The sequence below is a fragment of the Vibrio sp. M260112 genome, assembly GCF_036533775.1.
Lineage (GTDB): Bacteria > Pseudomonadota > Gammaproteobacteria > Enterobacterales > Vibrionaceae > Vibrio.
The window spans coordinates 26471-39656 of the sequence record NZ_JATABH010000033.1 but is presented as its reverse complement, the minus strand read 5'-3'; the positions used below and the strand labels follow the sequence as shown (position 1 = coordinate 39656).

General features: G+C 47.2%; 16 protein-coding genes and 1 pseudogene. 1 reads left to right on the top strand and 16 read right to left on the bottom strand.

The annotated features are described in order from the left end of the window. Positions 1–602, top strand: a 602-nt coding sequence (locus QTN95_RS13975) for an IS630 family transposase (RefSeq protein WP_331417899.1), incomplete at its 5' end; no start/stop codon positions are given. A 68-nt stretch (positions 603–670) separates the two neighbouring features. Here QTN95_RS13975 and QTN95_RS13970 read toward each other — a convergent pair. From QTN95_RS13970 to QTN95_RS13895, 16 genes and pseudogenes are all read right to left on the bottom strand, one after another. Continuing rightward, entirely contained in the window at positions 671–1321 is a 651-nt protein-coding gene (locus QTN95_RS13970) for a DUF4376 domain-containing protein (protein ID WP_331417898.1), read from the bottom strand. Between the two features lie 3 nt (positions 1322–1324). After that, complete coding sequence (locus QTN95_RS13965; RefSeq protein ID WP_331417897.1) at positions 1325–2164, bottom strand: hypothetical protein; 840 nt, start codon at positions 2162–2164, stop codon at positions 1325–1327. After that, positions 2164–2751, bottom strand: coding sequence for a YmfQ family protein (locus QTN95_RS13960; protein ID WP_038229068.1), 588 nt, complete (start codon positions 2749–2751; stop codon positions 2164–2166). Before QTN95_RS13960 ends, QTN95_RS13965 begins: the two co-directional genes overlap by 1 nt. Next, on the bottom strand, positions 2736–3803 hold the full coding sequence (locus QTN95_RS13955) for a baseplate J/gp47 family protein (protein WP_331417896.1): 1068 nt from the start codon (positions 3801–3803) through the stop codon (positions 2736–2738). Before QTN95_RS13955 ends, QTN95_RS13960 begins: the two co-directional genes overlap by 16 nt. Beyond that, positions 3793–4248, bottom strand: coding sequence for a phage GP46 family protein (locus tag QTN95_RS13950; protein WP_038229063.1), 456 nt, complete (start codon positions 4246–4248; stop codon positions 3793–3795). Before QTN95_RS13950 ends, QTN95_RS13955 begins: the two co-directional genes overlap by 11 nt. A 2-nt stretch (positions 4249–4250) precedes the next feature. Next, positions 4251–4856: a phage baseplate assembly protein V gene (locus tag QTN95_RS13945; RefSeq protein WP_331417895.1), complete on the bottom strand. Its 606-nt coding sequence runs from the start codon at positions 4854–4856 to the stop codon at positions 4251–4253. After that, on the bottom strand, positions 4850–5938 hold the full coding sequence (locus QTN95_RS13940) for a phage baseplate assembly protein (RefSeq protein WP_331417894.1): 1089 nt from the start codon (positions 5936–5938) through the stop codon (positions 4850–4852). The genes QTN95_RS13945 and QTN95_RS13940 overlap by 7 nt, the downstream gene beginning before the upstream one ends. Continuing rightward, a complete protein-coding gene (locus QTN95_RS13935; protein WP_331417893.1) occupies positions 5935–7254 on the bottom strand; it encodes a DNA circularization protein in 1320 nt (439 codons plus the stop codon). Before QTN95_RS13935 ends, QTN95_RS13940 begins: the two co-directional genes overlap by 4 nt. A 677-nt stretch (positions 7255–7931) precedes the next feature. Then, positions 7932–8822: pseudogene (locus QTN95_RS13930) on the bottom strand (tape measure protein); the annotation flags it as partial. A gap of 236 nt (positions 8823–9058) precedes the next feature. After that, positions 9059–9430 carry a phage tail assembly protein gene (locus tag QTN95_RS13925; RefSeq protein WP_038229055.1) on the bottom strand — a complete coding sequence of 124 codons (372 nt, stop codon included), beginning with the start codon at positions 9428–9430 and terminating at the stop codon, positions 9059–9061. Further along, the gene (locus tag QTN95_RS13920; RefSeq protein ID WP_038229053.1) at positions 9430–9783 is read right to left on the bottom strand and encodes a phage tail tube protein; all 354 of its coding nucleotides are present in this window, start codon (positions 9781–9783) and stop codon (positions 9430–9432) included. The genes QTN95_RS13925 and QTN95_RS13920 overlap by 1 nt, the downstream gene beginning before the upstream one ends. A gap of 15 nt (positions 9784–9798) precedes the next feature. Then, on the bottom strand, positions 9799–11277 hold the full coding sequence (locus QTN95_RS13915) for a phage tail sheath subtilisin-like domain-containing protein (protein WP_331417891.1): 1479 nt from the start codon (positions 11275–11277) through the stop codon (positions 9799–9801). 2 nt (positions 11278–11279) lie between these two features. Next, a complete protein-coding gene (locus QTN95_RS13910; protein WP_038229051.1) occupies positions 11280–11549 on the bottom strand; it encodes a DUF2635 domain-containing protein in 270 nt (89 codons plus the stop codon). A gap of 40 nt (positions 11550–11589) precedes the next feature. Then, positions 11590–12183 (bottom strand): hypothetical protein, encoded by a 594-nt coding sequence (locus QTN95_RS13905; RefSeq protein ID WP_331417890.1) that lies wholly within the window; start codon positions 12181–12183, stop codon positions 11590–11592. Between the two features lie 13 nt (positions 12184–12196). Next, on the bottom strand, positions 12197–12739 hold the full coding sequence (locus tag QTN95_RS13900) for a phage virion morphogenesis protein (protein WP_331417889.1): 543 nt from the start codon (positions 12737–12739) through the stop codon (positions 12197–12199). After that, positions 12739–13173 carry a gp436 family protein gene (locus QTN95_RS13895; RefSeq protein WP_331417888.1) on the bottom strand — a complete coding sequence of 145 codons (435 nt, stop codon included), beginning with the start codon at positions 13171–13173 and terminating at the stop codon, positions 12739–12741. The genes QTN95_RS13900 and QTN95_RS13895 overlap by 1 nt, the downstream gene beginning before the upstream one ends. Positions 13174–13186: the final 13 nt, after the last annotated feature.

Here is a 13186-nt window from a genome sequence, read left to right as displayed (position 1 = left end):
ATGAAGCGCTAAAGGCAAGCTGTGGCGAGGATGAATCGATAGTCTTTATCGATGTAGTTCACCCAACACTATCAACAAAAATATCGCATGGCTGGATACGTACTGGCCAGGATAAAGTGATTGAAACAACGGGTAATCGTAGCCGATTGAACATTATTGGCGCACTGAACCTGTCGGATATTGGTGCAACCATTGTTCACGCCTATGAGAGCATTAACAATGAATCGATTGTTCGTTTTTTCTGTAAGTTAAGAGAGAGTTATCCGTTAACCCATAAGCTTCATACCATTTTAGATGGTGCGGGGTATCACCGCAGTGACTTAGTCAAAGATGCGGCGTTTGTCCTAAATATCGAACTACATTATCTTCCACCTTACAGTCCAAACCTCAACCCAATTGAGTGGCTATGGAAAGTAATGAATGAGAAGTCGAGGAACAACGTCTATTTCAAAAGAAAACGGGATTTCAAGGTGGAAATAGACCAATTTTTTGCTGTGACTCTTCCAGAGATCGCAGGCTCTTTGATATCTAGAATTAATGATAATTTCCAGGTTCTCAAACCTGCATGTAGCACGCCGTGGAACTTGAGCAAAAAAACCTAGCATACTGAGCACAACTTCAAATGCTCAATATACTAGGCTTTAAATATATTTAAACTTTGCCTTAATGCTTACCAACCCACTTTGTAAGCTTCTAACGTTTCAAAATTTATTATTTGCTTGATTTCGGCTTTCATTTGTCGTTGCCGTGTGTGGATTTCGAAACCACGTTGAACTATAGCGGCATGAATCGCTTTTAACACATCGATCGAAATGGGTTGGTCGACGTCATTGGCATCTGTCCAGAACGGTGGCAGGTATCCACTGTTGAGAGTCGATTCAATCCGTGAACGTGCCGATGGGTTGGCATCCCACTCAATGCCGTTGACAGCAACAACTTCATCTGGGTTGGCTTCTTGGGTATCTCGCCATTGATTAATTTCATTGCGCTTTGCGACTTGGAGTAATTCAACTTGTTGTATCCAGTCGTTGTTTTGCCAGATTGAGTAGGGTAGATACTCTTTTAATGTCCAGCCTTCCTCAATCTCACCTAACTTTTTTACCTGTTTGGACTCGCTTGGCTTAGCTGTGCTGTAGATAGTTTTACCGCGGTGGTCTTCTATGTATTCAGTACCACTTAAATCAGCCTTGGCGACTAAGGCAAAGCCCTCTCTCGCAGGTAATGGCTCAATCAGTAAAACATTTCGCGGAATATTCCATTTGTCGGCATCACCACACCCGATCACCTCAAGAGACTTGTTATTAAGTGTCCAATATCTCATGTATCATACCTCTACTAAAATTGGAAACGCTAAGTTCCGAGGGCGAGTTTCATCCCCGCCAGTTGACCCTGTCTGTTGCTGGCCATCGTAGTAAGACGCCCCCAAGTTGTTTTGTGAGGCATAGTTTGTTCTAGATGGATTAATACCAGTGTAGTGAGTGTGCGATTTAAGTTCATCAGCCTGAGCCATGCCAAATTGGCGATCACCATCAACCCCTCTACCTTGATCAAGCACTCGAAAGAACTCACCACCGGTTTCAGGAAAATCAATGTTAGTACCGTTAACAAACTCAGGGAAAGCTTCCGCTAATCGCCAGAAAACAGCAGTAGGCACTGAGTTACCAACAACATTTAATGTACCTTCCGGGAATGTCTCACTTAACCAAGGCCACAGTGGTGTCCCAGAACGAGCTTTTTTGTACGGAGTCCAATAAAATGGTTTAGTATTGTCGCTCCAACCAGACTGGCGGTTAACAGGATCAAGAGGGTCTTTGTTAGATAGAGATTCGACATTCGAATACCACTCCCAAAAACTGATTTTTCCTCCACTGATAGTGGAGCAAATTTCACCACATTGGTAAACACGGTCTGCTCGATAAGGTGCGAATTGATTGCCGTTGGCATCTAGCAACTTCTGTAGATGATCAAACTTATCAGGGTCAAAGGCTACACCAGAAGCAGCTAGTGCATTCTGAAACTCACGAATCACCGCATTAAACCAATCCTGCCCTGGATAACTTGGTGCGCCATTGTCATTGCTCTCACTGAAGTAACCAGGTGTACCAACTCTTGGCTTGAGTGCGGGTACGTTCTCAACCTGAGAGCCATTATTGAGTGGATGCATTACACGCTCTCCTCATAGATAAATTCGTAGTATTTACCGCCTAACTTGAACTTGTTTAAGGTGCATTCAAGTATGACGGCGGTTTGAGATACTAACGGGGTTAAACAATCGTCTAGGCAGGTGGCGTAAGCTTGGGTGATGCCTTTGACGTGAATACGTAATAGATGGCGGTACTTCTCTTCATAAAGTGGATAGGTACAACCACGCAAACAGTGGTGAGGGAAGATTTCCTCCACCTCGATATCAAAGCCTAAATCTGAGCCTAATTTCTCGATGTTCCACGCTTGCAAACCACCTTTGCGGTGATACTTTTCAACCACAGCGGCACGGCGTGATTCAAAGGTCTGGTTTTGAATCTGACATTCTGGAAGCCCTAGATACACTTCCCACTCATCAATCAGTTTCTGAGTGGTTTCAGGGCGCATTTCAAGCAGTAGGCTATCGGCACTGACTTCTGCTGCTTCTAATCGTGGCGCATAACCTGCGGCGTACTTATAGAGATCTAACGACGTAGAACGCTGCCACAGGATACCCCGTGGCATTTGCGCCATTATCGAATTCGTCCATTGCTCTACGGTGTGGCCCATGTGATCACTCCGAGGTCATGTAACTCATTCGATGTTGCAGGAACATCTGCGGCTAGGTCTAGCGTGTAGTCTCCGACGCCAGTCACTGAACCAATCGCCGTACGCACTGCGCTCACCAGTAGCGTGCTTCCAGGACTGAGCGTTTTAAAGTATCCATCAATACTGGTTTGGACACTGGCACGTAGTTCTGTGGTGTCTGGGGTCAGGTTGATATCTAAATCGGTTGTCTTCAGTGATAGCGGAATATCAACCGCTTCGATGCCAGCAGGACGGCCAACATCTGTCCCTGTCGCTGGGTCTTGATGTCGGTAAATATAAGCACTCATCACTTGCTTATCTGTCACCGTGGGTAGAATGTCTTGACGTCCATCGAAGACGAACGCATAACCCACCGTTGAACCACCTTGGTAGGCATCGATGGCCCATGCACGAGTCACCCCTGCAACTTCACGGCACCAAGCCACATAGTCATGCACTGCACCGCCCATAGGTGGATTTCGTTTGCGAAACAGCAAGCGCTCTAACACCTGAGATACAGGCTCAATATCCGCACCACCTGAAATATCGCCAGTGATGCCGTTAGGTTGAATGCCTGGTACGGTTGAAACTAAAGTAAGCGTCTCACCTGCGGCTAGATTGCCAGCGGCTCCTGCTTCTTCAGCTTCTACTTCTACGACTACGTTACCACCCGATGGCGCATTGGATAGCGTGACTCGATACAAGCGCCCATCAGAATGCGTCATCACCGTATCGACAGGAATTGGCACATCACCGACAAACGTCACAGGGCCAGCGGCATTAGTCGCAAGCTTTTGAATCACGCCTTCATAACGCGCCGCATCAATAATGGTTTGGTCTTCAGACTCGGTAGACGGGATGATTTGACGCACGATCCAAGTCTGGTAATCGTAAAGGTCACGAACGCTGCCACTTACGGCAGAGTTTAACGCTTGCTCGATACCAAATTTCGGAAGCACCTCATCTAACGAGGCTTCAATATCGATTAAACCGCTTTCAATCAGTTGTCGTAGCGTCGGAACGTTAAACGGCACGTTGCGCCTCCCATCGTTTAGAAACCGTCAGTGAAATCACTTCACCGTCCGGTTTGGTAATATCGATATTCAAGGCCAAGGTTTGAAAACGGGGAATCGAACCAACGACAGTAACACTTTTTGCCATCTGACCATCACCGCTATCAACAAGCATCCAGGCAAGGGCATCTTGTGCGTATTTCACGGCGCGATTGCGCACATCGGTAGTCAGCTTTTCTCGATACAAGAGCCAAAGCTTTGAACCCCATGGCGCGTCATAGAAAGTGTCACCAGGCCAGCCGCGAAGGTCGCCTGAATCGTCAGGCAAGGTATCAGAGTCTTCGGCGCGAGCATCAGTAAACAGTGAGATCAAAACGAGGGCAGAAACTGTGTCATCTGCGACACTTCCGCCCTCGATAATGACTCCTGTGTTCTTCATCATGTCGAACACAATGCTCACGCTCATAACTAACCCACTGGTGCTGATGTATTCCTGTTCTCTGCGTCTTTGTGGAAGTGACCAAGGTAACTGATATTGCCAGCAGTCAAATCTGAGCCGCCAACAACACTGGCAGACGTAATGCCCCCAGTGGCGAAAATACCTAAGTCCGTTGAAATGCCACCTGTGACATGCAAAGGGCCTTGAATTAATGTTTCAGGGGAAATAATAGTGAGGGAGTTGCTTAATTCTAAAGTCACATCAGTTGCTGTTATTACCACCTTGCCATCTTTGGTAAGCTTGATTTGGTGACCTTCCAAATGGTAGAGAAAAACATCACCAATTTCACCTTTTGGGCGCACTTTTTTGTCTTCAACGGCCAACGCAACCAGATTGCCAAGATTGCCACCAAGAGCGGCTAGAATGGCTTCACTTCCTGTCGGTGGGACAGAGCTCATGCCGTAGTTCTGAAAGCGCTCGATGTTATCCGCAGACTCATCAGAATGGATCTGCACCTGGACGTTCTGACGCTGCAAGTCTTCCACAATACCAGAGACTAACGCACGAGTGACCATGCCAGTGATACGGCGTTTGATAGGCGCAAGTAACTTCTCGATATGTCTCATGGTTACCATTGACCACCTCCCACTTTTGTTTGCTTTTCGGCTTCAGCAGGAATATCGAACGCTTCAGGATTCACAACACTAATCACAGCCAAACGACCACCATCGTCTTCACTGAACATAACAGAGGCAATCAACAGCTCTTCATCCAGACCAATAATTTCATCCTGAACGGGAACAAGCGTATTGAAGTTCCAGAGCTTACCCGTTTGAGGAATGCGCCACCCTGTCACCGTATACTCAGCACCATTGGATTTAGCAATGCTGCGTTGGCGTTCCCACTGACCGCGCTTGGCTGCGCCCTCTGCGGTAGTGATTTCCTCGTTGACAATAATCATGGGGCGATAGCGGCTAATCTCTGCATCTTTCACTTCGGCTTTGATGCCACCAACCGTGGACAATGGCGAGTCATCCCATGAACCAAATGCTGCGCCTACAGCTTTGATAGTGAAGCTGCTAAAACGCTGACGCCAACTAAAGCGACCACGTGCGGCTTTCACGTTCTCACCCAATATCAGTGATACGCCAGCTCGCTGTGTGCTTCTTCGCGTAATGACCAGATTGCCATAGGTATCACTGGTAAGCAGAACGCCACGCTGACGGGCTAAACGAGCCAGCAGCTCATGAGGAGTTTCCCCTTGTTCAATCTGGATGCGAGGGAAGGCTTCGCCTACATCCGTATTCACGATCACTTTAATACCAAAAGGCTTACACACGGTTTGAGCAATCTGAGTTAACGTCTGATTGTTGAATTGACCGGAGGGATAATCGATAGAGCAATCCACAAGGTCTGCGGTTTTATCTCGGCCACTGACTGAAATGATCACCTGGTTAGCATCATAACTTGGCACCCAGTCATCGACATATCCTGTAATCACGCGCTCACCACCAATCTCAACAACGCAAGGCTCACCCTGTTTAATCGGCTCCATAAACGCTTGGTACTTAGCGTCTGAATCCTGCCACTTCCACGTCAGCTCTAAATCAAACGAGCCTGACATTGCTTCTAATGAACGGGTGACATTGATTTTTGTCCAGCCGCCATAAACATTGCCGCCTGCTTTTAAAAGGATTTCATCCAATTGAGTGGTCATGAGCGGATAACCTCCACAGAATCAGAAGGCAAGATAAATGAAGGATTAGCCAGACCATTACGACGCACAATACTTTGACGCGTTTCGGTATCAGCGTTCTCTTGCCATGCCACCAAAGAGACTGGAACGGTACTCACTGGCGTGTAGACGCTAAGTTGAGGAAGCAGCTCGGCACGAGAGCGAGTATCCGCAAGTACCGCCTGGCGAAGCAAACGAAACTGACGCCAAACAGCAGAGTCACCCAGCTCTACGGCATCCGCAGAACGTTCGGCAAGTTCATTGGCAATGTCATAGCCTGTTTGCTTTAGCTGTTGACCTGTTAATACCGCCTTACGTTCAGCACCGGATAAGCTTTCAATGTTCTCTTCCTGGTCGATAAGATCGACGCTGAGATCTGCCTCTCCCATGGCTGAAGCTTTAGATACCACCGCAGAGTTCAAGATAAGACGCTTATAAGCATCCGCATTAGAAAGCACAGCGGCTTGCTTGGTTGGGTTCGCTACACCAGGAACAGAGCTGGCAAAGCCGTTTTCACTTTCAATGTTACGACTTAAACCACCTGTGACTGCCAGCTCGGCACGCATACCTTCCCAACGGTTTTGCACGTTCTGGTAAACATCGAGCGCACGGATAGGGTCAGTCACTACGCCTTTGACGTCTTCCAATAAGCCCATGGTTTCTCTTGCCAGTTCACCAGGGTAAGCCAACAAGTTACCAATCGAGTCTTTGGTACGCATAAGGCGGTCAGTCCACTCACGCAGCTCACTAGGAAGAGAGGGCAAGCCACGGGTAAACTCATCCAAGTCATCAAGAAACTGATCAACCATATCGCCAACGCCTTCAGTCGCACTTTCATCAAAGTCCTTTTCAAAGGCATCATTCGCAGCATCTTGTGCTTTGGCTGATTCGGTTTGCACCTGGTTGGCCGTATCACGCTTAGCGGTAGGGAACAGGTTTTCACCCTGCTCAAACACCTCAAAGCTAAAGGTGGCAAGCCCATCAGTTTTGTTCACCAGTTTATGGCTGACTTTACCAATCTGAACCTTACGTATACCAAACCAGGGATGAATAAACTCACATGGCCCTGGCTTATTCAGAGCTTCCAAAATATCACTGAGCTGCTGCATGTAGTCATCACCCACACAGCGGCCACTGATGCGCTCTTGTGTTAATACCTTGCCATTGTCCTCGGTATAACCCACTTCCTTTTTAGGGTAAGCATGAGGAATAGCACGACGGCCAGATTCGCCGTCTGCTTCATCGAGAAAGAATTCCACCCCACGAACGGAGGCCATTAAACGATCTTCAAATGCCATTTATAGCCCCTTTAATTTGTGCCGGTGTCTGGGTCGATTTGTATAGTTGGAGATGATGAAGTAACGGAAGTTTTAGTTCTATCATCCGATACATCAACTTTTACATTTACTTGTCCACCAACAGGATAATTAGATTGACCGCCAATCTGGTTGTAATTGCCTGTTAAGTAAGAAGGCAAGCCTTGTTGATTTTGTTTATTTAAATATTCATTCGCGAGGTTAACTGCGGTTTGCTTTGCAGGTTTGGCATCTGATGAGTCAAATACACTAGGAAAAACATCAGCAAGTTTGGTGGCTTTGGCCCACTTACCAAAATCAGTATCTCCAACTAAAGAATCAAGCACAGTATCTACAAGCGGATAGATAACTGTCGCAGCAGCAGCTCCTTTTAAAGCAGTACCAGTTTTACTTGATTTTGTTTTTTTCGAATCCGTTGTATCGGAAACATCTCCAGACAGACCACCCATGCCACCACTTGGCATATTAATGACGTAAACAGGCATCGCCCCCAACTTCTCTGCAATTTCTCCAGCTTTTCCACCAGAGCCTTTGCCAACAAGTCCGGCTGCACCTTTCAATAATGGAGCACCAATTCTTATCGCTTTATTCAAGGCGTAAACTGAAGCTAAAATCTTAGCTAAGTTTCCATATCCACCAACTGCATCGCTAATTGCTGAAGCACCATTCCCAATAGCTCGCAGCACAGGAAGTAATTCTTGACCAACTTCCTTTACGGCACCTGCAAACTCAGCAGCAGCTCTAAAAGCCTCAACGAGATCTTTACCTACTGTTTGTACAAGTTCATCGTACTCACCCGTTTCTTTCATCTCATCAAGCATTGAAAGGAAAGTACCAAGCTCATCTTTTAATACATCGAACGCACCGCTTTCCATTACGTCTTTTTGGAAAACAGACCAGTGATCGCCCATGTTGGAAATCATACCGTTCCATGTCTCCATCTGCTTCTTAGCCGCACCTTGTGAAGCTTTACCCATTTGGTCTATGAGATCTTTAATAGCGTCTCGGGTAAGCTGGCCCTTGCTTGCCATATCTTGTAATTGCGCAGCCGTATATCCGAGCCCGTTATTTTTACCTAGGTCTTTACTAGCCTGCACAAGGTAGTCCCATACCGGAACGCCACGCTCTAACATCTGAAGCGCTTCTTCACCCTGTAGCTTTCCTTTCGTCCATGCTTGACCAAGAGCTGTCGCTATACCATCTACTGATTCAGCTGTCCCACCCATCATTGCGGCTTGGTCGGCAATAGCTTGCATCGTGCCATCCATAGGATCGAGACCAAAAGCTTTTAGCTTTACGAATGACTGAGTGACTTCGTTTACTGCGTAGGGGGTGTTTTGAGTAAAGTCCTCAATCCACTCTAAAGCTTTCGCTCCTCCTTCCTCTGAACCTTGCAGTTTATTGAGCATTACTTGATAACGTTCAAACTCAGCAGCCGTTTTAATAAATGTTCTCTCAAATGCAAAAGCCACTGCTCCCGCACCAAGGACAGTACGGTTACCAAAAGTATCGATACCTTTACTTGCTGATTTAGCTGACTGTTCCATCATATTGAATGCACTTTGGCTTTTTTTCCCAAGAGTGGATATTGATTGCGAGTATTTACTTGCTTTAGAGGCTAGATTGCCCTGTAAATTCAGAACAATATCGGTTTCAAGTTTTTTAGCCATGCTCTGTTCCTTCGATAAGCGGCGGTAGCATTTCAAAAATATGACGGATAGGAAGGACTTTTAAATCGCTGACTGGATACCTTGCTCCCATATTAAGGAGCAAGGTTCTAAGCGGTTTAGTCAGCGATTTCAGGTCGCCCCCGCGATTCGAGAGCCTCCGTTACTTCTTCTGGAACCATTGCATCATCTAGCTCAGAAGCTTTTGACTGGATAAGGTTAAAATCCTCTTGTGACAATTTCAGCAATTCTTTTGCAGAGAATGGGCCTTGGATCTTCCCGATAAATTCCACTTGACGACACAGTAATTCCATCCCCATTTGAACATTACTGGTGTAAGCGTATGGACGGCCCTCTATCAACCCTAACTTTTCAGAAGCCAATTGAGCGTCAAAAACATCTCTAGGAGTGAGCTCTCGAAGGCCAACTTCATATCCAGTGTTTTCTCCCGATTTAAGGCCATCCTTAAGTTCAAAAGTAAGAACTGCCATTAGATTTTCTCCGCAGGGTTACCTTCAAAGGTGCCCGTAATCTCACCGGAGTCACTCAACTGAAATGGCGCTTGGGGGGACGCACCTGTGATCATATAGTCCACGCCGTTATCACCTTCCCAGGTTAACGTGGCATCGGTGATATTGTTGATCTCCACCACATCGACATCTTCATCTGCCGCAATGACCACCGCTACCGTAGATGGCACGAACTCTTTTGATTTACCCCAAATACGGTTTGGACCAGGGTGAGAAACATGATTGAAGCCACCAGGGTTCAGAGTCGAACCTTTCTTTGTTTTTAATTGTTTGCTATTCGCTCGAATAACAACTTGACCAAGGATTTGTCCCATGGTGCGTACTCCCTATTAAAGTTTGAACTGCATCAGTGCCGCGAAGACTCGGAACTGGTTAACAATGTCAGGCTTGAACACACAGTTCAGGCGGTTCTGGTCACTGGTGTCTCGGTACACCTCAAGGGTTTCTTTAAAACCATCAAAATCTTCCATGAGACCAGCTGGAACCCAGTCATCATTTGCCAACTCCAAAATGGTGTTGCGCATGATTTTAGGCGTCACCACAGGTTGTCCTGGGTCAAGGCGATCAAGCACATCATCATTTGCCAGTTTATGGCGAGGAAAACGGTTCGTGACTAAGGTGCGCAGCGAATAACGCAAGTACCCCAAGGTCGCTGGCGTTGTAATATCAAGGTAGCTTGGGTCTGGGTCGCCAAAGCTATTCTCTCGATACATCGAAACTTCACGCTCAATAGCCACTTCATTGCCAGCGGTCACCATGTAGGTCGCAATACCATCGTGAAGTAGCAGGTTACGCTCTGTCATATCCCACTGTGTGGTCTTGGCTGGCGGTAACAAGCTCGTTAATACCAACGTCTGGAGTGGGCGCGCTGGGTCAATACCCAAAGAGTAGGAAGCACGGCCAGCGTAAGCCGCTGCCCATTCCCACGGTGACTGAGGCGCATCGTTGGTGCCCATACAGGTAAACAAAAAGTCATTGCGAGCCTGACCAAATGCGCCTGTTTCGGCAAACGTGCCACGGAACGCAGTATAGGCAATGCCTTCAATCATCTTGAGCGGCCCCCAACGACTGACAAGCTCATCACGCAAGTCATTCATCGACTGGGTATCATTAAATGGCATCACTATATGGTTGTACCATTCGTTCGGAATGGCAGCGATAACCGCACTCATATCTGGCGTTCCTGCGCCCGTTACCATAGCGGTCACCGCAAGCGTGACACCACCAGGCAGCACTTCACCATCGTAATAGTTGTAACGGATATCAATGTCGTTACCCGTAATTCCTGTCCATTTACACGTCAACTCAACGATTGAGGTTTCACCCGATTTCAGCGCAGCGGTAACAGGTAAGTTTTCGTTTGCCGTAACTTTCGCAATGATGGCCGTCGCAATTGAATCTGCATCATCGGTATCTTTAACCGTCACTTGCACACTTTCACCTGCAATCAGTAAGTAGATCACACCTGCCTTCACCGTTGTGGTGGTAACGGAAATTTCCCCTTTTGCTGCGGTAGCGGCTAGGTCTGCAACGCCAAGTGCGTACACATCAGTGAACTGATTGTTCTTGCGAAACTTCTTCAGCGCTAATGCCATCATTGAACCCTTGCCATACAGGTCGTCCATTTGGCTTTCACTGGTTGTGATGCGATTGAGTGTCAATGGTGTAGCGCTGCCACTGGCAAGCTGTTGACCAAGCACCAATACTTTTTGCGCAAGGGCAGGTGTTCCGGTCAGAGCCTGGCTGTTATCGATCTCGATATAAACGAGGGGGACTCGAATATCGTTAGGAATTGAGCCTAATGACATGCTTATTCTCCTTTATCTGTTTGCGGTTTGGCTTTTGCCGCTTTTTTCTGCTGTTCGAGTTGCTTGGCTTTCTCATCAGCACGGGCTTTTTTGATGGCTTCGACCTCTTCATCAGAGGGTTGAAGAACATCGCCATCTTTAATGCGGCGCAGCCAATAAGCGCTGCGTTCGACATCTTCACCACCTTCTGCCAGGAAACCACCCTCTGGCTTGCGCACTGGCACTTGGGTCTTTTTCGGTTTCAAGAAAATCAGTTTCTTTCCTAACGACATGGTTTACGTCCTATGATTGTTAACGTTAAAAACTTAATGACTATTGAGGCAGAGACACTTCACCCTCAATCGTGGGAGCGCCCTCTGCAATTTCACCTTTCAGACCAAAGGTTAAGAAGTCATCCAACTCACTCAGATCAATCTCTTCATCCAAGTACCACTGCTGTGACCAAGTGACAGACCATATAGCAACACCAAGCTCATCAATTTTTCCGTTGTAAAGGTTGTCACTGCGAACATTCATTGCTTTGCTATAAGCGCTCGGAAGCGCACTTCTATCAAGCAGAGCTCGCACTAAGCTTCCAGTAATGACCTCTGCACGGGTATCTTTCTCATAGCCGTATTGGTCTGCGGTAAAGATGTAAGCAACGAAATTGACATTGCCAATCAGGCGATTACCTACGGTGTCGTATTCCGCCACTCTGAGCGCAGCAACACGAACACCACCATCTCGATTTGATAGCCAGCGTTTAACATCGGCTGGCGTATCGAATCGACCTATATGGCGTTCTACCGTTTGAACCTTACCTATTTCCCTTTGTCCACCTTCCAAAGTAGGCTTCAGGTAATTCACGATTTCATTGCAGGCCCACACAGTGGAGCCAATGGTGTTAAAGTCGGGTCTTGTTGTCATTTCAGCTATCCTCTTATTGCATCAGCTCACGCCAAAAATTCCCAATCACGGCGTAGATTTCGGTCTGGTTATCTCGACTCAGACCAAGGTACTCACGCTGTGGAATGTTCATCATGCGAGTGAATGCGTTGACCGATTGATAAACTGGAAATGCCAAAGCTTTGCCGAACGCTTGTGTGACAAGGCGCGTATGCGCAGCCACTTGAACCGCACCTGAAAATCCATCTTGATGAACCCCTGAGTAAGCTAATGGCGATCCAACTCGTACTTGATTTCTTTCAATTTGAAAGGTTATGGATTCTTTCAAATGGCCTTCGCTATCGAGTAGAGATTGATTTCCATGCCGTGTCTTGGCATAACCATCAGACCACTCAGGCCAAGCTCGACCATCCGGTGATGTTTTTTCATCTGCAATTCTAAGTTTGGTCTGGTTCTCTACTGCGCTACCCAAAGCATCAAGCAGTTCGACCTTGTGCTTTGGGTTACCCAGCGTGTCAATGAGTTGCTGGTAACGCTCAAGCTCCTGTGTTCCGCTCACCTGGATACTGGCACTCATCACAACACCCCTTTTAAGCTGTTGCGGGTAAACTGGCGTTCGTTCTCTTGAATCAGTTCAACTTTGCCCACGCTGCTTTCTGCTGGGGCTTCAATCGTTGGTAGGCCAAGTTCACGTTTGCCATCTGCAATCTCACGTAAAGTGGTCAATTGCATTTTGTAACGCTCTTCCAGAAGGTTAGTGGCTTGCTGATCACGGTCAGCGAGCCAGTAGAACGCAATAGTGATGGCAATCTTGTTCAACATGCCTGGCACTGTTGGCAAAGGCAGCACATAACGACGACCAAGGAACGAGTCAATTTCTTCATCAGCCTGGTCTAACGCCTGATTAATCCAGGTGTCGTTGAGTTCGCCTGTGTCACGGTCTACCGCGAAGTTCCACAGCATCTGCTCATCACGGTCAATCAGGTCTTGTTTGGTTGCGTAGATTGCCATCTTGGTTTACTCA

Coding starts and splice junctions, on each gene's coding strand:
- QTN95_RS13970 (WP_331417898.1), bottom strand. CDS start 1,321: ATGAGATATTGGACACTTAATAACAAGTCTCTTGAGGTGATCGGGTGT.
- QTN95_RS13965 (WP_331417897.1), bottom strand. CDS start 2,164: ATGCATCCACTCAATAATGGCTCTCAGGTTGAGAACGTACCCGCACTC.
- QTN95_RS13960 (WP_038229068.1), bottom strand. CDS start 2,751: ATGGGCCACACCGTAGAGCAATGGACGAATTCGATAATGGCGCAAATG.
- QTN95_RS13950 (WP_038229063.1), bottom strand. CDS start 4,248: ATGAGCGTGAGCATTGTGTTCGACATGATGAAGAACACAGGAGTCATT.
- QTN95_RS13945 (WP_331417895.1), bottom strand. CDS start 4,856: ATGGTAACCATGAGACATATCGAGAAGTTACTTGCGCCTATCAAACGC.
- QTN95_RS13940 (WP_331417894.1), bottom strand. CDS start 5,938: ATGACCACTCAATTGGATGAAATCCTTTTAAAAGCAGGCGGCAATGTT.
- QTN95_RS13935 (WP_331417893.1), bottom strand. CDS start 7,254: ATGGCATTTGAAGATCGTTTAATGGCCTCCGTTCGTGGGGTGGAATTC.
- QTN95_RS13925 (WP_038229055.1), bottom strand. CDS start 9,430: ATGGCAGTTCTTACTTTTGAACTTAAGGATGGCCTTAAATCGGGAGAA.
- QTN95_RS13920 (WP_038229053.1), bottom strand. CDS start 9,783: ATGGGACAAATCCTTGGTCAAGTTGTTATTCGAGCGAATAGCAAACAA.
- QTN95_RS13915 (WP_331417891.1), bottom strand. CDS start 11,277: ATGTCATTAGGCTCAATTCCTAACGATATTCGAGTCCCCCTCGTTTAT.
- QTN95_RS13910 (WP_038229051.1), bottom strand. CDS start 11,549: ATGTCGTTAGGAAAGAAACTGATTTTCTTGAAACCGAAAAAGACCCAA.
- QTN95_RS13905 (WP_331417890.1), bottom strand. CDS start 12,183: ATGACAACAAGACCCGACTTTAACACCATTGGCTCCACTGTGTGGGCC.
- QTN95_RS13900 (WP_331417889.1), bottom strand. CDS start 12,739: ATGAGTGCCAGTATCCAGGTGAGCGGAACACAGGAGCTTGAGCGTTAC.
- QTN95_RS13895 (WP_331417888.1), bottom strand. CDS start 13,173: ATGGCAATCTACGCAACCAAACAAGACCTGATTGACCGTGATGAGCAG.